The organism is Micromonospora siamensis (genome assembly GCF_900090305.1).
GTDB lineage: Bacteria > Actinomycetota > Actinomycetes > Mycobacteriales > Micromonosporaceae > Micromonospora > Micromonospora siamensis.
Map to the genome: position 1 here is coordinate 1,981,521 of NZ_LT607751.1, position 23,215 is coordinate 2,004,735.

Annotated in this window: 22 protein-coding genes and 1 tRNA gene; 11 read left to right on the plus strand and 12 right to left on the minus strand. The window is 73.7% G+C overall.

Annotated features, from left to right (window positions below):
- Window positions 1-24: 24 nt before the first annotated feature.
- Genes hutI through GA0074704_RS09155 form a run of 5 tightly spaced genes read right to left on the minus strand, consistent with a single transcriptional unit; the run spans window position 25 to window position 6,315 of the window.
- A complete protein-coding gene (hutI, locus tag GA0074704_RS09135) occupies window positions 25-1,257 on the minus strand; it encodes an imidazolonepropionase (protein ID WP_088970102.1) in 1,233 nt (410 codons plus the stop codon).
- Window positions 1,254-2,603, minus strand: a complete 1,350-nt coding sequence (locus tag GA0074704_RS09140; RefSeq protein ID WP_377471560.1) for a formimidoylglutamate deiminase — start codon at window positions 2,601-2,603, stop codon at window positions 1,254-1,256. The genes hutI and GA0074704_RS09140 overlap by 4 nt, the downstream gene beginning before the upstream one ends.
- Window positions 2,600-3,799 carry an allantoate amidohydrolase gene (locus tag GA0074704_RS09145; RefSeq protein WP_088970104.1) on the minus strand — a complete coding sequence of 400 codons (1,200 nt, stop codon included), beginning with the start codon at window positions 3,797-3,799 and terminating at the stop codon, window positions 2,600-2,602. Before GA0074704_RS09145 ends, GA0074704_RS09140 begins: the two co-directional genes overlap by 4 nt.
- Window positions 3,796-5,451: a urocanate hydratase gene (gene hutU, locus GA0074704_RS09150; protein ID WP_088970105.1), complete on the minus strand. Its 1,656-nt coding sequence runs from the start codon at window positions 5,449-5,451 to the stop codon at window positions 3,796-3,798. Before hutU ends, GA0074704_RS09145 begins: the two co-directional genes overlap by 4 nt.
- A 12-nt stretch (window positions 5,452-5,463) precedes the next feature.
- The gene (locus GA0074704_RS09155; RefSeq protein WP_088970106.1) at window positions 5,464-6,315 is read right to left on the minus strand and encodes a MurR/RpiR family transcriptional regulator; all 852 of its coding nucleotides are present in this window, start codon (window positions 6,313-6,315) and stop codon (window positions 5,464-5,466) included.
- 163 nt (window positions 6,316-6,478) lie between these two features.
- Between GA0074704_RS09155 and GA0074704_RS09160 the strand changes: the two genes are divergently transcribed.
- The 4 genes from GA0074704_RS09160 (at window position 6,479) to GA0074704_RS09175 (ending at window position 13,127) form a co-directional block, all read left to right on the plus strand.
- Window positions 6,479-8,356: a hypothetical protein gene (locus GA0074704_RS09160; RefSeq protein WP_088970107.1), complete on the plus strand. Its 1,878-nt coding sequence runs from the start codon at window positions 6,479-6,481 to the stop codon at window positions 8,354-8,356.
- The gene (locus GA0074704_RS09165; RefSeq protein ID WP_088970108.1) at window positions 8,353-10,176 is read left to right on the plus strand and encodes a YML083C domain-containing protein; all 1,824 of its coding nucleotides are present in this window, start codon (window positions 8,353-8,355) and stop codon (window positions 10,174-10,176) included. Before GA0074704_RS09160 ends, GA0074704_RS09165 begins: the two co-directional genes overlap by 4 nt.
- Window positions 10,177-10,525: 349 nt before the next feature.
- The gene (locus GA0074704_RS09170; protein WP_157743632.1) at window positions 10,526-11,302 is read left to right on the plus strand and encodes a glycosyltransferase family 2 protein; all 777 of its coding nucleotides are present in this window, start codon (window positions 10,526-10,528) and stop codon (window positions 11,300-11,302) included.
- Between the two features lie 277 nt (window positions 11,303-11,579).
- On the plus strand, window positions 11,580-13,127 hold the full coding sequence (locus tag GA0074704_RS09175; protein ID WP_377471501.1) for a sugar transferase: 1,548 nt from the start codon (window positions 11,580-11,582) through the stop codon (window positions 13,125-13,127).
- Between the two features lie 49 nt (window positions 13,128-13,176).
- Here the strand turns inward: GA0074704_RS09175 and GA0074704_RS09180 are convergent, their stop codons facing one another.
- The gene (locus tag GA0074704_RS09180; protein WP_088970110.1) at window positions 13,177-14,244 is read right to left on the minus strand and encodes an LCP family protein; all 1,068 of its coding nucleotides are present in this window, start codon (window positions 14,242-14,244) and stop codon (window positions 13,177-13,179) included.
- A 134-nt stretch (window positions 14,245-14,378) separates the two neighbouring features.
- Between GA0074704_RS09180 and GA0074704_RS09185 the strand changes: the two genes are divergently transcribed.
- The 3 genes from GA0074704_RS09185 (at window position 14,379) to GA0074704_RS09195 (ending at window position 16,669) form a co-directional block, all read left to right on the plus strand.
- Window positions 14,379-15,239 (plus strand): MOSC domain-containing protein, encoded by an 861-nt coding sequence (locus tag GA0074704_RS09185; RefSeq protein ID WP_088970111.1) that lies wholly within the window; start codon window positions 14,379-14,381, stop codon window positions 15,237-15,239.
- A 24-nt stretch (window positions 15,240-15,263) separates the two neighbouring features.
- The gene (locus GA0074704_RS09190; protein WP_197697613.1) at window positions 15,264-15,587 is read left to right on the plus strand and encodes a hypothetical protein; all 324 of its coding nucleotides are present in this window, start codon (window positions 15,264-15,266) and stop codon (window positions 15,585-15,587) included.
- Between the two features lie 95 nt (window positions 15,588-15,682).
- Window positions 15,683-16,669 (plus strand): expansin EXLX1 family cellulose-binding protein, encoded by a 987-nt coding sequence (locus GA0074704_RS09195; RefSeq protein ID WP_269458915.1) that lies wholly within the window; start codon window positions 15,683-15,685, stop codon window positions 16,667-16,669.
- A gap of 154 nt (window positions 16,670-16,823) precedes the next feature.
- Here GA0074704_RS09195 and GA0074704_RS09200 read toward each other — a convergent pair whose 3' ends face one another.
- From GA0074704_RS09200 to bcp, 3 genes are all read right to left on the minus strand, one after another.
- The gene (locus tag GA0074704_RS09200) at window positions 16,824-17,351 is read right to left on the minus strand and encodes a GNAT family N-acetyltransferase (RefSeq protein WP_088973559.1); all 528 of its coding nucleotides are present in this window, start codon (window positions 17,349-17,351) and stop codon (window positions 16,824-16,826) included.
- A gap of 65 nt (window positions 17,352-17,416) precedes the next feature.
- Window positions 17,417-17,503: transfer RNA gene (locus GA0074704_RS09205), tRNA-Leu, on the minus strand.
- A gap of 65 nt (window positions 17,504-17,568) precedes the next feature.
- Entirely contained in the window at window positions 17,569-18,039 is a 471-nt protein-coding gene (gene bcp / locus GA0074704_RS09210; protein ID WP_088970112.1) for a thioredoxin-dependent thiol peroxidase, read from the minus strand.
- A 183-nt stretch (window positions 18,040-18,222) separates the two neighbouring features.
- On the opposite strand from bcp, the gene GA0074704_RS09215 reads away from it, so the two are divergent.
- From GA0074704_RS09215 to GA0074704_RS09230, 4 genes are read left to right on the plus strand one after another with little or no spacing between them, the layout of a single operon-like run.
- Complete coding sequence (locus GA0074704_RS09215; protein WP_088970113.1) at window positions 18,223-18,945, plus strand: energy-coupling factor ABC transporter permease; 723 nt, start codon at window positions 18,223-18,225, stop codon at window positions 18,943-18,945.
- Window positions 18,942-19,349, plus strand: coding sequence for a PDGLE domain-containing protein (locus GA0074704_RS09220; protein ID WP_088970114.1), 408 nt, complete (start codon window positions 18,942-18,944; stop codon window positions 19,347-19,349). Before GA0074704_RS09215 ends, GA0074704_RS09220 begins: the two co-directional genes overlap by 4 nt.
- A 3-nt stretch (window positions 19,350-19,352) precedes the next feature.
- A complete protein-coding gene (gene cbiQ, locus GA0074704_RS09225) occupies window positions 19,353-20,123 on the plus strand; it encodes a cobalt ECF transporter T component CbiQ (protein WP_088970115.1) in 771 nt (256 codons plus the stop codon).
- The gene (locus GA0074704_RS09230; RefSeq protein ID WP_088970116.1) at window positions 20,120-20,893 is read left to right on the plus strand and encodes an energy-coupling factor ABC transporter ATP-binding protein; all 774 of its coding nucleotides are present in this window, start codon (window positions 20,120-20,122) and stop codon (window positions 20,891-20,893) included. The genes cbiQ and GA0074704_RS09230 overlap by 4 nt, the downstream gene beginning before the upstream one ends.
- Here GA0074704_RS09230 and GA0074704_RS09235 read toward each other — a convergent pair.
- Genes GA0074704_RS09235 through GA0074704_RS09245 form a run of 3 tightly spaced genes read right to left on the minus strand, consistent with a single transcriptional unit; the run spans window position 20,865 to window position 23,195 of the window.
- Window positions 20,865-21,971, minus strand: a complete 1,107-nt coding sequence (locus GA0074704_RS09235) for a hypothetical protein (RefSeq protein WP_088970117.1) — start codon at window positions 21,969-21,971, stop codon at window positions 20,865-20,867. The two genes, GA0074704_RS09230 and GA0074704_RS09235, sit on opposite strands and share 29 nt — an antisense overlap.
- On the minus strand, window positions 21,968-22,684 hold the full coding sequence (locus tag GA0074704_RS09240) for a DsbA family protein (RefSeq protein ID WP_088970118.1): 717 nt from the start codon (window positions 22,682-22,684) through the stop codon (window positions 21,968-21,970). Before GA0074704_RS09240 ends, GA0074704_RS09235 begins: the two co-directional genes overlap by 4 nt.
- Entirely contained in the window at window positions 22,677-23,195 is a 519-nt protein-coding gene (locus GA0074704_RS09245) for a MauE/DoxX family redox-associated membrane protein (protein ID WP_088970119.1), read from the minus strand. Before GA0074704_RS09245 ends, GA0074704_RS09240 begins: the two co-directional genes overlap by 8 nt.
- Window positions 23,196-23,215 lie beyond the last annotated feature (20 nt).

A 23,215-nucleotide genomic window follows, 5' to 3' on the forward strand; every position in this document is an offset into this window, starting at 1 on the left:
CTCAGGGCCGAACGTTCACGTCCCTCAGGTCCGAGAAGCTGACTGCGGCACTCCGTTGTGTAGAACCTGGCTAATCAGCGGTACGCCCGGCCGGTAGGCCAGGTGCAGGTGGGACGGCGCGTCGAGGATCATCAGGTCGGCCCGGGCGCCGGGACGCAGCACCCCGACGTCGGTGCGGCGCAACGCCTTCGCGCCACCGGCCGTCGCCGCCCACACGGCCTCCGCGGGGGTCATCCGCATCTCGCGTACGGCGAGCGCGATGCAGAACGGCATCGACGAGGTGTACGACGAACCGGGGTTGCAGTCGGTGGCCAGCGCCACGGTGACTCCCGCGTCGAGCAGCCGGCGGGCGTCCGGGTACGGCGACCGGGTGGAGAACTCCGCCCCGGGCAGCAGGGTGGCCACCGTCGCCGAGCCGGCGAGCGCGTCGACGTCGGCGTCGGTCAGGTGGGTGCAGTGGTCGACGCTGGCCGCGCCCAGCTCCACGCCGAGTCGTACGCCCGGGCCGGGGCCGAGCTGGTTGGCGTGCACCCGTACCCCCAGGCCGACGGCCTGCCCGCAGGCGAGGATCGCCCGGGCGTGGTCGACGTCGAAGGCGCCCCGCTCGCAGAACACGTCGATCCAGCGGGCGTGCGGCGCGGCGGCGGCCAGCATCGGGCCGCACACCATGCCCACGTAGTCGTCGGGGCGGTTGGCGTACTCGGCGGGGACCACGTGCGCGCCGAGGAACGTGGTGTCCTCGCTGAACTCGGCGGCGATCCGCAGCGACCTGGCCTCGTCGGCGACGGTCAGGCCGTACCCACTCTTGATCTCGATCGTGGTGGTGCCCTGCCGCATCGCCTCGGCGCGCAGCCGGCCCACGGTGGACCGTAGCTGCCCGTCCGTGGCGGCTCGGGTGGCGCCGACGGTGGTCCGGATGCCGCCCCCGGTGTACGGCTCACCGGCCATCCGGGCGGCGAACTCGGCGGCCCGGTCCCCGGCGAAGACCAGGTGGGCGTGGCTGTCCACGAAGCCGGGCAGCACGGCCGCGCCCCGCGCGTCGAGCCGCCGGTCGGCGGCCGGCGCGTCCCGGGCCGGTCCGACCCAGGCCACCTCGCCGTCCTCGACCAGCACGGCGGCGTCGCGCCGCAGCCCCAGCGGGTCGCCCGGCCGGGCCGCGTTGGTGACCAGCTCGCCGATGTTGTCCACCAGCAGGCTGCCCGAGTTGCGCACCGCCGGCCGGCCCGGCCCGTCCGGACGGGTCGGGAAGCCGGTCATGAGGTCACCGCCGCGATCGCGTCGTGCAGCTCGGTGGGTACGTCGACGGTCAGGTGCCGGCCCTCGGCGACCACGGTCCGCCCGTCCACCACGACGGTGGTGACGTCGGCGGCGGTGGCCGCGAAGAACGCCCCGACCGGCGGCACCCCGGCGGTACGGGCGCTGTCCAGCCGTACCGTGACCAGGTCGGCCCGGTCGCCGACGGCGAGCCGGCCGGCGTCGCCCCAGCCCAGCGCGGCGTGCCCGCCCACCGTGGCGGCGTGCAGCAGCTCGGCGGCGGTGAAGTGGCCCCGCCGGCGGGTCCGCAGCCGCTCGTCCAGCTCCACCGCCCGGGCCTCCTCGAAGAGGTCGACCACGGCGTGGCTGTCGCTGCCCAGGCTGATCGGGCTGCCCGCCTCGGCCAGCCGCCGGGCCGGGCCGATCCCGTCGGCGAGGTCCCGTTCGGTGGTCGGGCAGAGGCAGACTCCGGTCCGGCTCTCCCCGAGCAGCGCCACGTCCGCGCCGGTGGGGTGGGTGGCGTGCACGGCGGTGGTGTGCGGGCCCAGCACCCCGTGCTCGGCGAGCAGCCGGGTCGGGGTGACCCCGTGCACGGCCCGGCAGGCGTCGTTCTCGGCCGGCTGCTCGGACAGGTGCACGTGCAGCGGCACCCCGGCCCGGTCGGCCAGGTTCGCCACCGTCGCCAGCTGCTCGGCGGGCACCGCGCGCACCGAGTGGACGGCCGCACCGACCCGGGCGTGGTCGTCCTCCGGCCGGAACGCACCGACCCGCTCGGCCCAGCGCAGCGCGTCGCCGTCGCCGAACCGCCGCTGCGGACCGGCCAGCGGCTGGCCGTCCACGGTGGCGGTCAGGTAGGCGGCGTCGAGCAGGGTGAGCCGGATGCCGGCGTGCGCGGCGGCCTCCACCAGCGCCGCCGACATCGCGTTCGGGTCGTCGTACGGCGTCCCGTCCGGCCCGTGGTGCAGGTAGTGGAACTCGCCCACGCAGGTGATCCCCGCGAGCGCCATCTCGGCGTACGCGGCCCGGGCCAGGGCCAGGTACGAGTCCGGGTCGAGCCGGCCGGCGACGGCGTACATCGTGTCCCGCCAGCTCCAGAAGTCACCCCGGCGGGCGTGGGTACGCCCGCGCAGCGCCCGGTGGAAGGCGTGCGAGTGCGCGTTGGCCAGCCCTGGCAGGGTCAGCCCGGGCAGCCGTACGGCGTCGCCCAGCACCTCCACCCCGGCGGCCGGCGCCCCGCCCCCGACCAGCGGGGTGACCGCGGTGATCCGGCCGTCCTCGGCCTCGATCAGCACGTCCGGGGTGGGTTCGGCGTGCTCGGGCAGCCAGGCGTACTCGGCGATCCATCTCATCGACATGCCAGCTCCTCCAGCACCCGGGCCAGGGCGGTGACCCCGGCGGCGCAGTCGGCGTCCGTGGCGGACTCGGCGGGGGAGTGCGACACCCCGGTCGGGTTGCGGACGAAGAGCATCGCGGTGGGCAGGTGTGCCGCGAGGACCCCGGCGTCGTGTCCCGCCCCGGTGGGCAGCACCGGCGCGTCGAGCAGCGCCGCCAGCCGGTCGGCCAGCCCGCCGTCGAAGGCGACCAGCGGGGTGGCCGACTCCTGGGTGCAGGTCAGCCCGGTGCCGTCCCGCTTCGCCCGCTCGGCGGCCTTGGCGCGTACCGCCTCGACCAGGCCGTCCAGCGTGTCCGCCTGCGCCGCCCGGGCGTCGAGCCAGCCGGTGACCTTCGCCGGGATGGCGTTGGTGGCGTTGGGCTCGACGGCCACCCGGGCAACCGTGGCGTGCGCGTCGCGCAGCCGGGCCTCCTTGTTCGCCGCGAGCACGGTGAACGCGTAGGTGAGCATCGGGTCGCGGCGGTCGGCCATCCGGGTCGTACCCGCGTGGTTGCCCTCGCCGTGGAAGTCGAAGCGCCAGCGGCCGTGCGGCCAGATCGCGCTGGCCACCGCGACCGGCGCGTCTCCGTCGACCAGCGCGCGGCCCTGCTCGACGTGCAGCTCCACGAAGGCCGCGAAGCGGCCGAGCAGGGCCGGGTCGGCGCCCGCCGGCCGGTCGCCCAGCGCTTCGGCGAAGCTCACCCCGGCGGCGTCGCGCAGCCCGGCCGCGCGGTCGACCGCGATCTCCCCGGTGAGCAGCCGCGACCCGAGGCAGGGTACGCCGAACCGGGCCCCCTCCTCCTCCACGAACGCGGCCACCACCATCGGCCGGACCGGGGTGACCCCGGCCGCCCGCAGCTCGTCCACGGCGAGCAGCGCGCTGACGATGCCGAGCGGCCCGTCGTACGCGCCGCCGTGCGGCACCGAGTCGAAGTGGCTGCCGGTGAGCACGGCCTCCCCGGCGTCCGGGTCGCCCCACCAGGCGAAGAGGTTGCCGTTGCCGTCCCCGGTCACCGGCATGTCCCGGGTCCGCGCCTGCGACCGGAACCATTCCCGCAGCCGCAGCTCCGGGTCGGTGAGCGCGTAACGCAGGTAGCCGCCGCTGCCGGCGTCCCGCCCGACCGGCGCGATCTCGTCCCACAACTCCCGGAACCGCTCGGTGAGGTCCGTCATGAGGCTCCCTCGGCCATCGGGACGCGGACGCCGGTGCGGGCGGCGACCTCGCGGGCGTCGTCGTAGCCGGCGTCGACGTGCCGGATCACGCCCATCGCCGGGTCGTTGGTGAGCACCCGCTCGATCTTCTGGCCGGCCAGGGCGGTGCCGTCGGCGACGCAGACCTGCCCGGCGTGGATGGACCGGCCGATGCCGACGCCGCCGCCGTGGTGGATGGACACCCAGGACGCCCCGCTGGCCGTGTTGACCAGCGCGTTGAGCAGCGGCCAGTCGGCGATCGCGTCGGAGCCGTCGGCCATCGCCTCGGTCTCCCGGTAGGGGCTGGCCACGCTGCCGCAGTCCAGGTGGTCCCGGCCGATCACCACCGGCGCGGAGAGCTCACCTGCGGCGACCATCTCGTTGAACCGCACCCCGGCGGAGTCCCGCTCGCCGTAGCCGAGCCAGCAGATCCGCGCCGGCAGGCCCTGGAAGGCGACCCGCTCGCCGGCCATCCGCATCCACCGGGCCAGGGACTCGTTCTCCGGGAACAGGTCGAGGATGGCCTTGTCGGTGGCCGCGATGTCCTTCGGGTCGCCGGAGAGGGCCGCCCACCGGAACGGGCCCTTGCCCTCGCAGAACAGCGGCCGGATGTACGCCGGCACGAAGCCGGGGAAGTCGAACGCCCGCTCGTACCCGCCGAGCTTCGCCTCGCCGCGGATCGAGTTGCCGTAGTCGAAGACCTCCGCGCCTGCGTCGAGGAAGCCGACCATCGCCTCGACGTGCTTCGCCATCGACGCCCGCGCCCGGTCGGTGAACTCGGCCGGCTTGGCCGCCGCGTAGTCCCGGGCGTCGCCCGGTTCCACCCCCTCCGGCAGGTACGACAGCGGGTCGTGCGCGCTGGTCTGGTCGGTCACGACGTCGATGGCGACGCCCCGGCGCAGCAGCTCCGGGAAGACCGTGGCGGCGTTGCCGACCACGCCGACGCTCAGCGCCCGCCGGTCCCGCTTCGCGGCGAGCACCCGATCGACGGCGTCGTCCAGCGAGTCGGCCACCTCGTCGAGGTAGCGGTCGTGGACCCGCCGGTCGAGCCGGGAGCGGTCCACGTCCACGATCAGGCAGGCGCCGCCGTTCATGGTGACGGCGAGGGGCTGCGCGCCGCCCATCCCGCCGCAGCCGGCCGTGAGGGTCAGGGTGCCGGCGAGGGTCCCGTTGAACCGCTTGGCCGCCACGGCGGCGAAGGTCTCGTAGGTGCCCTGGAGGATGCCCTGGGTGCCGATGTAGATCCACGAGCCGGCGGTCATCTGCCCGTACATGGTCAGGCCGAGCGACTCCAGGCGGCGGAACTCCGGCCAGGTGGCCCAGTCGCCGACCAGGTTGGAGTTGGCCAGCAGCACCCGGGGCGCCCACTCGTGGGTCCGCATCACCCCGACCGGGCGGCCGGACTGCACCAGCATCGTCTCGTCGTCGCGCAGCTCGGTCAGCGTCCGCACCAGCGCGTGGTACGACGGCCAGTCCCGGGCTGCCTTCCCGGTGCCGCCGTAGACCACCAGGTCGTCGGGGCGCTCGGCCACCTCCGGGTCGAGGTTGTTCATCAGCATCCGCAGGGCGGCCTCCTGGGGCCACCCCTTGGCGGTGCGGGTGGTGCCGCGGGCGGCGCGGACGGGCTGGTGCATCTCGTACTCCTCTCAGCCGAGGAACAACTGGCGGCGGGCGGCGGACGACTCGAACGCCTCGAGCCGGGCCTGGGTCTCGGCCGGGGTGGCGTCGCAGATCGCCTGGAGCACCACCATGGCCAGGGTCATCGGGGCGGTGTGCAGGTCGAAGACGAGCCCGGTGCCGACGGCGGCCGGGAGGACCAGCTCGGCGTACTCGGCGGCCGGGCTGACCGGGGAGTCGGTGATCGCCACGACGGTCAGCCCGGCGTCGCGGGCCTCCCGCAGGGCGTCCAGCGTCTCCCGGGGGTAGCGGGGCAGGACCAGGGCGAGCAGGGTGGTGGCCCCGGCCGCGGCGGCCTGTTCCAGGCGGTCGGTCAGCAGGCTGCCGCCGTCGTCGAGCACCCGCACGTCCGGGTGCACCTTGGCCGCGAAGTACGCGAAGTAGGCGGCCAGCGGCGCGGCGGCGCGCAGCCCCAGCACGGGCAGCGGCCGGCTGGCCGCCAGCAGCCGGCCGGCCTCGGCGATCCGCTCCCGGTCGCCCAGCTCGCCGGCGAGCCGGTCCAGGTTGCCCATCTCGGCGCGGACGGCCCGTTGCAGCTCGTTGCCGGCCCTCCCGCCGTCCGGTACGCCGGCCGGGGCGATCTCCCGCAGCCGGCGGCGCAGCGCCGGGTAGCCGTCGTGGCCGAGCGCCACCGCGAACCGGGTCACCGACGGCTGGCTGACCCCGGCCAGCTCGGCCACCTCGGCGGCCGACAGGTACGCGGCGGCGGCGGCGTGCTGCACCAGGCAGTGCGCGATCCGCCGCTGGGTCGGGGTGAGCCGGACGCCGTGGAACAGGTCGAGCACCCGGTCCGGGGCCGCGGCGACACCTCCTTCATTCATGCCGTGACTCTATGCATGAAAACTTTCAGTAGGCAAGGGTCCACCGGTCGGGACGCGACTCCACCCGGACCGGCTGCACCCGCTCCCGCCCCGGACCACGGGCGAGAAGGTGAGCCCTCTTCTCTGTACTATCCGCACGGCGGTTGAGCAGAGGAGTCCTGGCATGCAGCCGGTTGGTCCGTACAGATTCACCGAGGCGTTCGGCGTCTGTCAGGTGGGTACGGCTTGGTGGGCCCTCGACGGGCAGGACCGGCTGGTCACGGTGGCGGTGCTGGAAGGCGCCGCGGCCAACGATCCACCGTGGCGGCAGGCGTTCGCCAACGCCGCCAACGCCATGGCGCAGGGCCCCACCGGCCCCCGCTACGTCAACGCCGACCTGAACGCCCCACAGCCGTGGGTGGCCTACCCCTCGGAGGAGGGGATGGGCGCCCAGCGTCTCTTCCAGCGCCTCGGCATGGACCTGCACCCGGCGGAAGCGCAGGCCAACGTGCTGATCCCCGCCACCGGCACCGTCACGGAGCCGCCGCGACCCATCTCCGGCGTACCCACCTCCGGCTCGCCGGCCCCCACCTCCGGCCCGCCGCGACTGCCGTGGGCGATGCACACCGCGACGACCACTCCGCAGCAGGGCACCGGGGTGTCGCAGCCGGCGCCGCATTCGCCCGCACCCTCCGCCCTCGCGGCCGTGCCTGCCGTCGACCCGTTCGCCGCACCCGTCCGCCGCATCCAGCCGACCCCGGTCGGCAGCCGCACCAGCCGTGACGGTGTCACCTGGCTCGCGCTCACCGCGCTTGTGCTCGGTATCGTCGCCGCGGTCGGCGGGGTCGGGCTCACCACCGGTGGAGGCGACACCCGGAGGCAGGCACCGGAGCCGGCGGCCGAGTTTCCCCCGGCAGGCCCGGCGCAGCCCGACCTTCGGCCGTGGGCCGCCTTCGCCCCGAGCAGCCCGCAGGAACGGGCGACCGCCGTGGCCGGACCATCGCTGGTCTTCCTCGAGTCGGTCTTCACCGGATACCTCCGTGACCGGGTCACCAACCGGCCCGTGCGGACCAGCCCGATCGTCTTCAGCCGCCGGTGCAGCGGTTTCGTCGTCGATACGGCAGGCCACGTTCTGACCAGCAGCTCCTGCGTCAGGCCCGGCCAGGAGTACGTGCGGCGGATCGCGCTCGACGCGGTGGCCCGGATGATGGTCCGCGAGCGCAAGCTCACCGACGCCCAGGTGGACGGCTACATCGCCGCCCACCAGGGGCAGACCCGATTCACCGGTGTCGACGCCGGCACCGAGCCGAGCGTTCAGGTGTACGCGCAGCTCAACGAGGCCAAGGGCAACGTCACCGAGAGCCCGGCCATCCCCGGTCAGGTGGTCGCGGCGCAGACCGAGGAGACCGGCAACGTCGCACTGGTCAAGCTGGATCGGGGCAACCTGCCCGTCGCCGAAGTGGACACGGGCGTCGAGGTCACCGGGGCCGGCAACCTCCTGATCCTCGGCTTCGTCGCCGTCGACACCGAGCCCCGTGCCGCCACCTACCGGCCGCGGCCCGTGCTCGCGAAGATCGCCGGGACCGGCCGGCGTGGCGACCTGTCCATCTGGCGGATCGGCCAGGACCTCGGCAGGACCTCGTACGGCGGGATCGCGGTCGACCCGGCCGGCCGGGTCGTCGGCCTGATCGACCAGGACCTGGCCCGACCCGACCGGGCGAACCGGGTGGTGCTGCCCGCCTCCGCCTTCACCAAACTGCTCGGTGACGCCGGGGTACGGGCCGGGACGGGGGAGGCGGACCGCCACTACCGCTCCGGCCTGGATGCGTACTACACCGGCCGCTACCCCGCCGCGATCGAAGAGCTACGGACGGTGGCGCAGCAGATGCCCGAGAACCAGCTGGCCGAGGCCTACCGGCAGAACGCCGACACCCGCCAGCAGCTGGAGGGCGAGTCGACCGACGGGGAGGCCTGGGCCCGATGGCTGCTCGTCGGCGCCGGCACCGCGCTGCTGGTCGTGCTGATCCTGCTCGCCATCTCGGGAACCAGGCGTCGCGCATGAACACCGCCGCCGCCACGCTGCCCCCCGCGGGCCGCGCCGCCACCGGCGTGCCCCGACCACTGTCGCGTCTGCTGTCGGTCGCGATCGTCGCCGTCGTCGGAATCCTGCTGGTGTACGTTCTCGTGGATGCCTGGGTCCAGGTGCTCACCGGTCCGACCAACGAGGACCTGCGGGTCGACCTGGAGAATTCGGCCCAGTGGCCGAAGCGGCTCAAGACCCTGCTCTACCTGTTGCTCGCCGCGCTCACCATGGTGAAGGTCGCCGTCGATCGGCTCTGGCGCCGCTTCCGTACCGGCGCCGACCTGGCTTTGCTCGTGCTCGGCGCGGTGATGGTTCTCGCCGGTGTGGCGAACGACTCGTCGGCGGGCCTGATGGGCCAGGCGCTCTTCGTCTACTTCCGCGGGGTGCTCATCTTCTACGCCCTGCGTGCCGCGGACGTGGAAGCCGGCATGGTGCGCCGTCTGCTCCAGGTGGTGGCCGGTGTCGTCGGTCTGAACGTGCTCCTCGCCCTGGTGCAGATGGCGATCGGCCGGCCCGCCTACCGAGCGTTGGGTTGGGTGGACATGACCTGGGCGGAGCAGAGCCGGGCCCAGGGCCTCCAGTCGCACCCGGATCATCTCGGCCACCTGCTCGGACTGACCCTGCTCGGCTTCGTCGCCTGGGTCGCGGTGCAGCCCCGGGTCCGCCCCGCCTGGTGGGCGGTGGCCGGCGCGGTGGCGCTGGCGCTGTCGGCGAGCCAGTCCTGGGAGTCGCTGCTCGGCGTGCTGGGCGCAGCGGTGCTGATCGCGATCCTGGTGAAGGGGGGCGCCCGCCGGGTGCTCTCCGTCTGTCTGGTTCTGGTGCTCTGCACCGCCGCGCTGATCGCCGCCCGACCCGACAGCCGGGCCGAGTGGGAGCAGCGGGTGGGCAACGGGTTCACCGGCTTCCTCGATCCGGCCGGTAGCGAGACCGGGGCCGCCCCGTCCGCCGCCACCAGATCCCCGGGGGCGGCCGCCGCAGCTTCGGCTGGCCGGTCGCCCTCGCCACGGCCGAAGCCGTCCGGCAGCCGTACGCCGGCGGCCGCCGGGACACCGTCGAGCCAACCGGCCGCCCCCACCGCGAGCCCCACCCCGGCGCCGGTACGCGAGACCCGGGTGAGCCACCTCCAGCAGGCCGCCGACATCCTGCCGCGCCGACCGTTGCTCGGCTTCGGCCTCGGCCAGTTCGGCGGCGTCGTCGCCGAGCAGAACAACCCGGAGTGGCACAAGAACCCGAAGTTCGGCCCGGAGGGCTTCGACCGGTACGGCTCCGAGGCGGGCGAGATGGACCCGTTCTGGCTGCACCTGACCATGGAGACCGGCATCCTCGGGCTGATCGCCTTCCTGGTCTGGCTCTTCTTCGTGGTCCGGCCCCTGCTGGCCGGCGCTTCCCGACGCCGGAACGCAGGCGGCCCGGGGCCGTCCGCCCCGGTGGTGTGGGGCATCGTCGCCACGGTCTTCGCCGGCTTCGTCGCCTTCTTCTCGCCGGCCTTCGAGGACCAGCTGCTGCCGGCCCTGCTGTGGACGATCCTCGGCGTGGCCTGGTGGGCGTGCCGGCGCTCGCAGGAGGAGGCGGCGTCGGTCTACACCGCCCCCACCGAGATGCTGTCGGTTATCCGTCGCTCCGACGATGGTGCGGGGCGGACCAGCATCCTCGCCACGGACGAGATCCTGGACGTCGCCCGACGGTCCCGACGCCCGGCCCAAACGCCGGCACGCTGGGACGATGCGCCGCGGGGCGACGCCGAGCCGGGACGGACCGATGCCCCGGGACGGCCCTGGGGCAGCACCGGCCCGCGCTGACACGAGCCGTTCGGCGGAACTCGCCCCGCCGGACCGGTGCATAGAATCCGCTTTGCCAAGCGACGACGTGAGTCGATCTGGTGCGATTACGCTGCGTTTCACACGCGGCGTCCGGCCGATTCGGCGTCGTCCCGACAACGCACGGGGGCGATGAGAGTATGGACGTACGGGACGATCGGATCCTGACCCCGATCGCCGTGGCCGGTGACGCCGGTCCATGATGGTGCAACCCTTTGGCGTTCGACCTCAGGCGCCGAACCAGAACCAGGTGCCGTACGCCGCTGCTCCGCAGCAGGTACCGGCCCCGTTCGATGCCTGGCAACGCGCACGGACCTTCCCCGTCACGCCGGTGATCTCCGTCTGCATCGCCGTCCGGAACCGTCCGGAGCTGCTGATCAAATCCGTGCGCAGCGTCCTGGCCGGCGCCTTCGCCGACTTCGAGGTGGTCATCGTCGACGACGGTTCCACCGTGCCGGTGCAGGAAGGGCTGGCAGCGGCGGGCCTGCTCGCCGACGACCGGATCCGGCTGGTCCGGCAACCCCCCTCGGGGATCAGCGCCGCCCGGAACACCGCGCTGCAGGTGGCCCGTGGTCGGTACATCACCGTCCTCGACTCGGACGACGAGCTGGCGCACGACGGTCTCAGCCGTATCTACGAGCAGTTCGCCCGCACCGGGGCTCGCTGGATCTACACCGACTACGAGGAGCTCAGCCCCGCCGGGAGCCGGATCATCCACCTGCCGTCGTTCGCATCGCCAGAGCAGATGCTCTGGTCGGTGCTGAGCCGCCCCCGGCTGCCGTTCAAGCACTCCGGCATGTCCATGGAGCGGGAGGTGCTCGCCGACATCGGCGGGTATGACGAGGGCACCCCGATCAAGGTCGACGTGGAGCTGGTGCTGCGCGCCCTCGCCAACGGCGTGCACCTGGTCCACCTGGCGTACCCGGTCGTGCGGTTCCACCGGCACGACACCAACATCAGCCGGCAGCGGATGGCCGGCCTGCGGGTCTGGCGCCAGCTGATCAAGACGTACACGCCGACCCGGATTCCCGGCCCGGCGCAGGGCATGCTGCTGGTCCGGGCGGCCAGCGAACTGGGTAAGGCCCTGGTCACCGCCCTGGGCCGCTGAGCCACCCGTGGGCGTGGCCCCCGGACCGTCGGTACCGTCCGCCATGCGGACGGTACCGACGGACGGTCAGTGGGCGAGCACCCACCGGTATACCGCGTCGATCCGGTGGATGAAGTGGCTGGACGCTTCCCCGCGACCCAGCTCCATGTGACCGACCACCAAGGATGATCCGGGCGATCGCCCCCCATCGACCGAACCGACGATGGACCGGGGGGCGAGTCCCGCGTACGGTGCACGTCGCGATCTCCCGACGGGGGCTGACGTAGGAAGGACGATCGTGTCCCTGAACACCAAGGTCCCGGCGCCGCGCGCCGGGCGACCCACACCGCCCGACCCCGGCGTCATCCTGCCGTCACACGGCTACGCCAGGGCGGCCTTCGGCCGCCGAGCCACGCCGCAGGTGATGTGGCATCGCCCGTACATCCTCTGGCTGCTCGTGCTGGACCTGCTGGCCGCCCTCGCCGCCAGCCAGACCGCCGTCGCCCTGCTCGACAAGGCCGACGCCGGTTTCCAGGACCCGGCCGCCCCCGGTGGCGTCGACGGCATGTTCGTCCTGGTGGCGAACCTGGGCATCCCGCTCGGCTGGGTGCTGCTGCTCGCCATCGCTGGCGCGTACGACCGGCGGGCGCTGGGCACCGGCACCGAGGAGCTCAAGCGCATCCTCCGCGCCGACGTCGCCCTGGCCGCCACCGTCTCGCTGCTGGCGCTCGGCTTCAAGAAGGACCTGTCCCGGCTGACCGTGCTCCTCGTGGTCACCGCGGCCCTGGTCTACACCCTCTTCGGTCGGTTCCTCGCCCGCTGTGTCCTGCACCACCTGCGCCGCTCCGGTTCGCGCGCCTCTCAGAAGATCCTCCTGGTCGGCAAGCTCTCCGACGCTCTGGCCCTCTACGACGTGGTCACCCGCAACAAGGCTGCCGGGCTGTGCCCCATCGCCATCCACCTGCCGCAGCATCCCCGTCCCGGCGAGACGGTGACCGCCCCCGTACCCGTCTACGTCGGCTGGGAACTGGTGCCCTTGGTCCAGGAGATCGGTGCCGACACCATCGCCGTCTGTGGCCCGGCCAGCCTGGAGTCCTACGAGCTGCGCAAGCTCGCCTGGCAGTTGGAGGGGACCGGACTGGACCTGGTCGTCGTGCCCCAGGTCACCGACGTGACGGGCCCCCGCATCCACGTCCGGCCGGTCGACGGGATGCCGCTGCTCACCGTCGAGGAGCCCACCCTCTCCGGGATCTCGCTGGTCGCCAAGAGCGCCCTGGACCGGCTGACGGCCCTCTTCGGGCTGATCCTGCTAAGCCCCCTGCTGCTCGGCATCGCGGTGGCGATCAAGGTCACCGACCCGGGACCGGTGATGTTCCGGCAGCGTCGCATCGGCTACAAGGGCAGGGCGTTCAAGGTGTGGAAGTTCCGCACCATGTACACCGACGCCGAACAGCGACTCGCGGCCCTGCAGGACCAGAACGAGAGCGACGGCCTGCTGTTCAAGATGAAGGACGACCCGCGGGTGACGCCGATCGGCAAGCACCTGCGGGCACTGTCGCTGGACGAACTGCCCCAGCTGATCAACGTGCTGACGGGGCAGATGTCCCTCGTCGGCCCCCGGCCGCTGCCGACCGAGGACGACGACTATCAGGGGGACGTGCGCCGGCGGCTGCTGGTCCGCCCCGGCATCACCGGCCTCTGGCAGGTCTCCGGGCGCTCCGACCTCACCTGGGACGACGCCGTCCGGCTCGACCTGCACTACGTCGACAACTGGTCGCTGACCTACGACATCGGCATCCTGTGGCGGACCATGAGCGTGGTGCTGGCCCGGCGCGGCGCGTACTGACGGCCCGGGGCCCGGGGGCGGCGCCGCCCCCGGGCCCCGGCCCGGTCGCTCACTTCTTCTTCGCGCCCAGTTGGAGGATCTTCGGTACGTCGTCCCGACGCACCGCATCGTAGAAGGCGGCGACCCGGTCGGTGTCGGCGAAGACGACGCTCTGGCCGCCGGCCATCCCGGTACCCCGGGTCGGGCTGGTGAGGAAGACCACGTTGCCGCCCCGGAGGCCGCGCAGGTCGCTCGCCATCGACAGCAGCGACATCTTCTCGTCCACTGAGACGGCGCTCGAGGTCGCCTTGACGAAGTCGTTGAGCTTGCCCGGGCTCGTCATGATGCCACCCGAGGCAGCCTTGTCCAGGATCGCCTTGATCACCTGCTGCTGGTGGCGGATCCGGGCGAAGTCACCGTCGGCGAACTGCTTGCGCTGCCGGGCGTAGTCCAGCGCCGCCTCGCCGTCCAGCTGCTGCCGGCCGGCCGGGAACGTCCGGTGCGGTGGGTGGATCGAGGTGAAGGTCTTCTCCGAGGTCACCTCGATGCCGCCGAGGGCGTCCACGATCTCCTTGAACCCGGCGAAGTCCACCATCATCACGTGGTCGACACGTACCCCGGTGAACTTCTCCACGGTCTGCACCATGAGCGGCGCACCACCCCAGGCGAAGGCCGCGTTGATCTTGGCCTTGCGGCCGCCGTGCGCGCCGTCGGTGGACTTCGGCACATCCACCCAGGTGTCCCGAGGAATCGAGGTCAGCTGGGCGCTGGAGTGGTCGGCCGGAATGTGGGCCAGAATGATCGTGTCGGTACGCGAACCGGAGCTCTTCTCCGGATCCCGCGAGTCGCTGCCCAGGATCATGATGTTCATCGCGCCCTGCGCCCCGCTCTGCGGCCGCCCCGCCTCGGGAACGCCGGCGAAGGCGTCGACCCGGTCGACGCCCTTCTCCACCGACTTCAGGTAGAAGCCACCCGCGATGGCACCACCACCGACCAGCACCATCAGTGCGAGCAGGGTGAAGAGGACGACCCGCCGCCACCGACGACGCCTGGGCGGGGGAGCGGCCGCGGGCGGGTCCTCGGACGGACCGACGCCCCAACGGGCCGGCTCGGGCTCCGCATACTGCTGTGGATACATGGCGGGGATGCTACTGATTCTCGCGTTCCCTGACGTACCCCCGCCCGTCCGAGATGACCGTCCCGAAGGACACACGTCCCCGCCGCTCCACCGAGGGACCACCGGCCCGGGTCCACAGTGGTAGAAACAGCACCATGGTCCACCGCGTGGCGGCCCACCTCGCCGCCGTCCACACGTACCCGGTCAAGGGTTGCCACCGGCTCGACCACGACGAGGCGCAGGTCGAGCCGTGGGGCCTGGCCGGCGACCGACGCTGGATGCTGGTCGACGCCGACGGCGTCGGCGTCACCCAGCGCGAGACCACCGACCTGGTCCGGCTGCGCGCCCTGCCCCGCCCCGGCGGCCTGCTGCTCACCGCCGACGGCCGCCCCGACCTGCACGTCGCCGAACCGGCCGCCGACCCGGTGCCGGTGCGGGTCTTCACCAGCCGTCGACCCGTCGACGCCATCCCGGCCGGCCCGGCCGCCGACGACTGGCTCGGCGAGCTCGTCGGGCGACCCGTCCGCCTCGTCCGACTGGCCCGACCCGCCCGGCACCTGGACCCCGACGAACGCGCCCACGACCCCGGCGACCGGGTCAGCTTCGCCGACGAATACCCGCTCCTGCTGGCCAGCACCGCCTCCCTCGACGCGCTCAACGGCTGGCTCACCGACGCCGGCGCCGAACCGGTGCCGATGAGTCGATTCCGCCCCAACCTGGTCGTCACCGGCGCCCCCGCCTGGGCCGAGGACGACTGGGCCGGCCGCCGGTTCCGCATCGGCGACACCACCTTCCGCGCCGCCGGGCCGTGTGACCGCTGCGTCGTCACCACCACCGACCAGGAGACCGGCGTACGCGGCCACGAACCGCTGCGCACCCTCGCCCGGCACCGCAACATCGGCCGCAAGCTCCTCTTCGGCCTGCATGCCGTCCCCGAGCACACCGGCCGGGTCGCCGTCGGCGACCCGTTCACCCTCTTGTCCCCACCCGCCGGCCGGGCCGATGATGACCGGTAGGCGACCTGCGACGAAGGAGTCGACATGCAGGTGATCCACCATCCCCGAGTGGCCTGGGACACCGCCCGGGCGCTCGTCGCGGCGGCCGGCGACGACGACCTGTTCCGGTGGTACAGCGGAGAGCTGGGCGAACTGCTCGGCGTCGGTTCCGAACAGGCCCTGCACGACACCCGCGACCGGCTGCGCCGGGACACCACCGGAGGCCGGGCCATGGTCGAGGCCGGCCTCTGGCGGGTACGCCTCGCCGACGCCCTGACCACCCGCCCCGACCTGGCCGACCCGCTGCGCGACCTCACCACCATCGCCACCGGCCGGCTCCACAGCCGACGGGCCGGCCTGGCCGCCTGACGCCGCCGGCCGGGCCCGGGGCCGCTGACCGGCTGGCTTAACTTTTGCTGAGGTCGCTTGTCCGGCCCCGGCACCGTCCGGCAGCATCGACCGGCGTGACCGACCCCGGCACCGCACCCAGCCCGCCGCGCCGGCCCGGCCGACGACGGGCGCCCGGCGTCCCGTCCACGCGTACCCTCGCCGGATCCGCCGCCGCCGCCCTCGCCGCCATGCTCGGCATCACCCTCGCCCTGCGCGCCGGCGCCGCGCCCGCCTGCGCCGCGCCCCCGACCGGCGGGACAGCCCACACCGGCAAGGCCACCTTCTACGACTCCCACGGCGGCGGCAACTGCTCCTACCCGAGCGCCCCCACCGACCGCCGCTACGTGGCGCTCGGCCCCACCGGGTACGCCGCCGGCGCCGCCTGCGGCGGCCAACTCGACGTCACCGGCCCCAGGGGCACCGTCCGGGTCCTGGTCACCGACCAGTGCCCCGAGTGCGAACCCGGCCACCTCGACCTCTCCGCCGAGGCGTTCGCCCGGATCGCCGACCCGGTCCAGGGCGTCGTACCGGTCAGCTACCGGGCTGTGGTCGACCCGCCCCTGGCCGGCCCGCTCACCTTCCGGATCAAGGAAGGCGCGTCCCGGTGGTGGTTCGCCGTTCTCGTCGGCGACCACGGCAACCCGCTGCGCTCCGTCGAGGTCCGCCAGGGCGGCTCGTGGCGCCCGGCCGTCCGGCAGGACTACAACTACTGGCTGCTCGAATCCGGCGCCGGAGCCGGGCCGTACGCCATCCGGGTGACCGACGTACGCGGCCACCGGGCCACCGCCACCGGCATCGAGTTGGCGCCGGGCCGCGTGCAACGCAGCGACGTGCGGATGTACGGCGGCACCTCGGCCCGGCCCTCGGTTGCCCGGCGCTCGCCGTCGCCGTCCCCGTCGGCCCGGCCCGGTGGGGCCGCCTCAGCCCGTCGGGGTCCGTCGGCCAGCCCCTCCGCCGGCCGGGCGACGTCGAGCACCGCGCCCGTCCCTCCGCCGGTCGGCGCGACGGTCGTGGCGGAGGCGCCGTTGGCCGCTGTACCGGTCGCCGGCTGTACGGGCTGACGGGTCCTGCCCTGCCTGGTCCCCGGCCGGACGGGCTGATTCGGGCCCCTCTCGGCTTGCGTCTGCCTGGTGCACGGCTGCCCGGGCCTGTGTCGGTCCTGCTGCGTGGTTCGCTCCGGCGGCCGACAGCGCGTCCGCAGGGCTGGCCGTCGGCTCAGTTCGCCGTCGCCAGGTCCTGCCACATGACGATCTCGTCCCGCTCGTCGCCGGGCGCCACCCGCAGTGCCGCCGGCAGCCGGCCCACCTCACGGAAACCCAGCCCGCCGTAGAAGGACTCCAGGCCCTGCCCGCCGCGGATCGTCACCAGCAGCGCCCGCCAGCCCAGCTCGGGCGCGCGGCGTGCCGCCTCCCGCATCAGCTCGCGGCCGTAGCCGCGGCCCTGCGTGTCCGGGTGGACCATCACCCGCTTCAACGTCCCCCAGTGCGCTGACAGGGCGAACCGGTTGTCGGCGAAGAAGAGCACCGCCACCGGGCGCTCGCCCGCATAGCCGACCAGCAGCCGGTCCGGGCCGTCGGTGGTGTCGGCGAACGTCCGCTCGGCGACCGGGCGGACCTCGTCGGCGGTCACCGGGGCGACGAAGCCGACCGCGCCGCCGGCGTTGGTGACGGCCACCCAGAGGTCGACGATCTGGTCGCGGAGGGTGGGGGTCAGCTCGGGGTTGAGGACGAAGCGCAGGCTCACGCCGGTCATCCTGGGCAACGGTGCCCGGGCTTACCAACGATCGTGACGTGTCTGACACGCCCCTCTGGTGCGGGAGAGGGGACTCGAACCCCCACGTCCTCTCGGACACGGGCTCCTAAGACCCGCGCGGCTGCCAGTTACGCCACTCCCGCCGACCCGGTGATTCTAGAGCGTCCCGCCTCGGCTGCGGTGAGCCCTGCCTCGCGGAGAACCAACCTCAGTCGAGGCCGAGGTCGCGGCGCAGCTTGGCGACGTGCCCGGTGGCCTTCACGTTGCAGAACGCGTGCTCGATCTTGCCGTCCGGGTCGATGACGAAGGTGGAGCGGATGACCCCGGTGACGGTCCTGCCGTACATCTGCTTCTCGCCGTACGCGCCGTAGGCGGTGAGCACGGTCTTGTCGGTGTCGGCGACCAGCGGGAAGGTGATCGCGTCGCGCTCGCGGAACTTCGCCAGCTTGGCGGGCTTGTCCGGGGAGATGCCGACCACCTCGTAACCGGCGGCCTGGAGCGAGGCGAGCGAGTCGCGGAAGTCGCAGGCCTGCTTGGTGCAGCCGGGGGTCATCGCGGCGGGGTAGGCGTAGAGGATGACGCGGCGGCCGCGCAGGTCGGCCAGGGAGAGCGTGTCGCCGGTGTCGGTCGGGAGGCTGAACTCGGGCGCGGGGTCGCCGGGGCTGAGGCGGTCGGTCATGGCGCCGACGATACCGCCGGCGACCGACGCGGCCGTGCCGTCGCCACGCCGCCACGCCCGCCGGAGGTTCGGGGCAGGTGATCAAGGACTCGGGTTGTTGCCAAAGATTGGCAACAACTGCCGACGGGAAATAGGCTGAGCCCGGCCGGCGTGGAACTGCCATGCCGTGCGCGGGGAGGTCGAGTGGAAACCCTGGCGATGCACATCTCGAACGGGATCATCAACGGTCCCGTCGCGGCGGTCTTCGCCGCCTTCGCCCTCGCCGTGCTGACGTTCTGCGTGCTGCGGGGCCGCGCCGACCTGGACGACCGGCTGGCGCCGATGGCCGGGATGGTCGCCGCGTTCATCTTCGCCGTGCAGTTGCTCAACTTCCCGATCTTCACCGCCGGGGTGAGCGGTCACCTGCTCGGCGGCGCGCTGGCCGCGCTGCTGGTCGGCCCGTGGGTGGGCGCGCTCTGCGTCGCGGTGGTGCTGATCGTGCAGGCGCTGGTCTTCGGTGACGGCGGGGTCGCCATGCTGGGCCTGAACATCACCAACATGGCCGTGCTCGGCACCGCGGCGGCGTACCTGCTGATCGCCGTGCTGCTGCGGGTGCTGCCGCGCACCCCGGCCGGGCTGGGGGTCACCGCGTTCGTCTCCGCCCTGGTCAGCGTGGGGGTGGCCGCGCAGGGCTTCGTCCTGGAGTACGCCCTGGGCGGCACCACCGACCTGGGCGGGAACCTGGCCGGGCTGGCCGGCACGATGGCCTTCGTGCACCTGCTGATCGGTATCGGCGAGGGCCTGATCACCGCGACCACCGTGGTCACCGTCGCGAAGGTCCGTCCCGATCTGGTGTACGCGCTGCGCGCCCTGAAGCCGGCCACGCCGCCGGCCCCCGCCGTTCCCGTGGCCGGCGGTGCCCGATGAGCAGGCGTCCCTGGGGTTTCGTGGCCGCCGGTCTGCTGGTCGCCCTGCTGCTGGCCGGGGTGGTCAGCAACTACGCCTCGTCGCACCCGGACGGGCTGGACTCCTCCCTGCTCAAGGGCTGCACAGTGAACGCCGACGGTGAGATCACCGGCGGCAGCTGTCCGGCGCAGCAGGCCAAGGACCACGAGCTGTCCGACAGTCCGCTGGCCGACTACGGCATCGCCGGCATCGACAACGGGTTCCTCTCCACCGGCCTCGCCGGCGTGGTGGGCGTGCTGCTGACCTTCGCGATCGGCGGGGGCGCCTTCTGGCTGCTGCGCCGCCGCACCCCGCAGGGCACGCAGCAGAGCGGCGCCGCGCAGGGCACGCAGCAGAGCAACACCCCCGCGGACCAGGGCAGCTGAGCGGTGGGCGCCGGACACGCGCACGTCCTGCACCAGGAGCGGGACACACCGGTGCACCGCCTCCCGCCCGAGGTGAAGGTCGTCGCGATGGTGGTCTTCACCCTGGCGGTGGTGGCCACCCCGCGCGAGGCGTTCTGGGCCTTCGGCGGGTACGCCCTGCTGGTCGTCGCGGTCGCCGCGCTGGCCCGGGTCGGGGCGCGGTGGCTGCTGCTGCGTACCACCATCGAGTTGCCGTTCGTGCTCTTCGCGTTCGTGCTGCCCTTCCTGGGCGCGGGGGAGCGGGTGGAGCTGGCCGGCCTGAGCCTGTCGGTCGACGGCCTGTACGGCGGCTGGAACATCCTCGCCAAGGGCACGCTGGGCGTACTCGCGTCGCTGTTGCTGGCGGCGACCACGACGAGCCGGGACCTGATCCTCGGCCTGGACCGGCTGCGCTGCCCGCAGGTGCTCACCCAGATCGCCTCGTTCATGCTGCGCTACCTGGAGGTGCTGGTCGGCGAGGCCCGGCGGATGCGGGTGGCCCGGCTGTCCCGCGGTGACGACCCGCGGTTCCTGTGGCAGCTGCGCGGCTTCGCGGCCGGGGTGGGCGCGTTGTTCCTGCGCGCGTTCGAGCGCGGCGAGCGGGTCTACCTGGCGATGCTGTCCCGCGGTTACGCGGGCCGGATGCCGGCGGTGTGGCAGGGTGCGGGGGCGGCGGACGCCGGGCAGTGGGCGGTCGCCGCGGTGGTGCCCGTGCTGGCGGTGGGCATCGCCGCCGCCGCGCTGGTGCTGACATGATCTCCGACGTGTCGACCACCCCACCCTCGCTGGACGTCCGCGGTGTCCAGCACGCCTACCCGGACGGGCACGTGGCGCTGCACGGCGTCGACCTGACGGTGCCCCGGGGCGACCGGGTGGCGCTGCTCGGGCCGAACGGCGCCGGCAAGACCACCCTGGTGCTGCACCTCAACGGCGTCCTGACCCCGACGGCGGGCACGGTCTCCGTGGGCGGGCTGACGGTGACCCGGGACCGGGCCACCCTGGCGGAGATCCGCCGCCGGGTGGGCATCGTCTTCCAGGACCCGGACGACCAGCTCTTCCTGCCCACCGTCGCGGAGGACGTGGCGTTCGGGCCGGCGAACCTGGGGCTGCGGGGCGCGGAGCTGGCGCAGCGGGTGGACGAGGCGCTGGCCGCGGTCGGGATGTCCGAGCACCGGGACCGGGCGCCGCACCACCTGTCGTTCGGGCAGCGGCGCCGGGTGGCCGTGGCCACGGTGCTGGCGATGCGGCCGGAGATCCTGGTGCTGGACGAGCCGTCGTCGAACCTCGACCCGGCGGCACGCCGGGAGCTGGCCGAGATCCTGCGCGGACTGCCGGTGACCCTGTTGATGGTCACCCACGACCTGCCGTACGCGGCGGAGCTGTGCACGCGGTCGGTGATCCTGGACGCCGGCCGGGTGGTCGCCGACGCGCCGACCCTGGACGTGCTCGCCGATCAGGAGCTGCTGGCCACGCACCGGCTGGAGCTGCCGTACGGGTTCAGCCCGCAGGCTGTCCGACGTCCCTGACCGGGGCGCGGGGCGGGGCGGCCGTACGGGCGGCGGCGCGCAAGCGGAGGATCCCGGCGCCGAGCGCGCCCGCGCCGGTGGCCAGCGCCAGCACGACCAGCACCCGGGCCAGGGTCGGTGGCCAGGCCGTCGCCAGGACCGGGCGGGACAGTACGGCGGCGTTGGCGAACCCGCCGAAGATGGCGAGGCACGCCCCGGCGAGGGCGAGCGCGAAGTCGGCCGCGGGCCGGCGGGCCACCGCGAAGACACCCGCGGCGATCGCCCCGAGGCCGGTCACCAGCGACCAGATCTGGTCGGTGAGCAGCCCGGCGAGCACTCCGCCGAGGGTCTGGGCGCCGGCGTCGAGCGCGCGGCCGACCACGAGCACCACGAGCCCGGCCCCGCCGAGGGCCAGCAGCGCGCCGACGGCGCGCAGCCCGCGCACGCCGACCGGCCGGGCGGCGGGCAGCAGACCGGCGGCGCCGAGGACCAGGAAGCCGAGCGTCGCGGCGACCCACCAGGGGTACGGGTCGGGTGGCGGCACCCAGTACACCCCGCCGACGACGGTGAGCGCGGTGTCGCCCCGGGACACTCCGAAGGCGAAGTTCCGGACCAGGTGTTCGCTGGTGGGGTCGGCGGCTGCCGCCGGCGGTGGCCGGTCGTCGCCGGCCAGGGCCCGCTGGTCGTGCCAGCGGACGCTCGTCCCGTCGTCGATCTTCCGCCAGTCGGGCGGTGCGGCCGGATCGGCCTCGGGGGGCAGCTTGGTGTCACCGGCGATCGTCCGGTTCAGGTAGGTGGCGGGGGAGCGGCGGTTCTCGTACACCCCACCCGGCCCGACCCGCAGGTAGGGCTCGCCGGAGTAGCCGGGCACCACGACGTCGAGGTCGCCGTCGTTGACCAACTCCAGCCGGGCGCCCGCCTCGACGGCGCGGACGGTCAGCCCGGTGACGCTGGGGTCCTGGAAGTGGACCAGGGTGCGGTAGTCGGTGCCGTCCGGGGCGTCGCCGCCGTGCGCGGCGGCCGGGGCGGCCAGGGCGAGGGTGGTGGTGAGCACGGCGGCGGCCACCAGCCCCGCCCGGCGCAGCATCGGGCGGATCACTTGCCGGCCGCCTCCACCGCCGCGGTGATCCCCTGCGGGGAGCGGTCCGCGACGTCCTTGCCGTCGACCTTGATGGTCGGGGTGCCGGTGACGCCGGCCCGGCTCGCGTCGTCGGTGACCTTCTCGGTCCACGGCTTGTACGTGCCGTCCTTGACGCAGGAGCCGAAGTCGTCGCGGTTGAGCCCCACCCCGGCGCCGATGTCGATCAGTTCGTCGTTGCTCAGCCCGGCGCTGCCCTCGGCGGGCTGGCGGGCGAAGAGCGCATCGGTGAACTCCTTGAACTTGCCGCCCTTGGCGGCGCAGCCGGAGGCGGCCGAGGAGCGGGTGGAGTACTCGGTGGTGGAGAAGCGGTTGAGGAAGGCCACCGGGTGGTAGACGACCCGGGCCTTGCCGTCGGCGACCAGCTTGTCGATGGTCGGGCCGCTGGTCTCCTGGAAGTTCCGGCAGACCGGGCAGAGGTAGTCCTCGTACAGGTCGATGGTGACCTTGCCGCTGCCGAGCACGATGCCGGTGCCGGCGTCGTTGGCGCCCGGCGGGGCGGTGAACGTGTCGGACTTCTGGCTGTTGAACACGCTCCAGCCGATCAGGCCGGCGATGACCAGCACGGCGACCGCGGCGACGGTGGCCCAGAGCGCCCGCTTGCGCCGTCGTTCCCGGGCGATCTGCTCGCGGACGACCCGGGCGGCGTTCTTCTGCCCCTTGCGACTACTCATCCTCGTCCTCCGTGGGAGGTTCGCCCGCGAGCCAGCCGTCCACCGAGACGGGGGTGCGGGGCCAGGCAAGCAGGATCCCGGCCAGCGCCAGGAATCCCAGGTCCCGGAGGATCTCCGGGAGGTAGCTCGGTGACCGGCCGGCGGCGAGTTGCCCGCCGCTGCCGAAGCAACCGCAGTCGATGGCCAGGCCGCGCGCCCAGGCCGAGGCGATGCCCGCGATGAAGACCACCAGCAGCGCCGCGGAGACCCCGGCGGCCAGTCGGGTGGCCAACCCGAGGAGCAGGAGTACGCCCAGCGCCAGCTCGACGAAGGGCAGCGCCGCGCCGATCGCGGTGGCCAGGTCGTACGGCATCACCTGGTACGCGTTGACGGCCCGGCCGGAGGCGGCCAGGTCACCCACCTTCGCGCCGCCGGCGATCAGCCAGACGGCGGCCAGGCCGAGCCGGGCGGCGGTGGACACCCACGGCCGGACGGCGGGCCAGCGGGCGGAGCGCTTCGCGGTCACGATCATTGGTCGTCCGGTCACCGGCA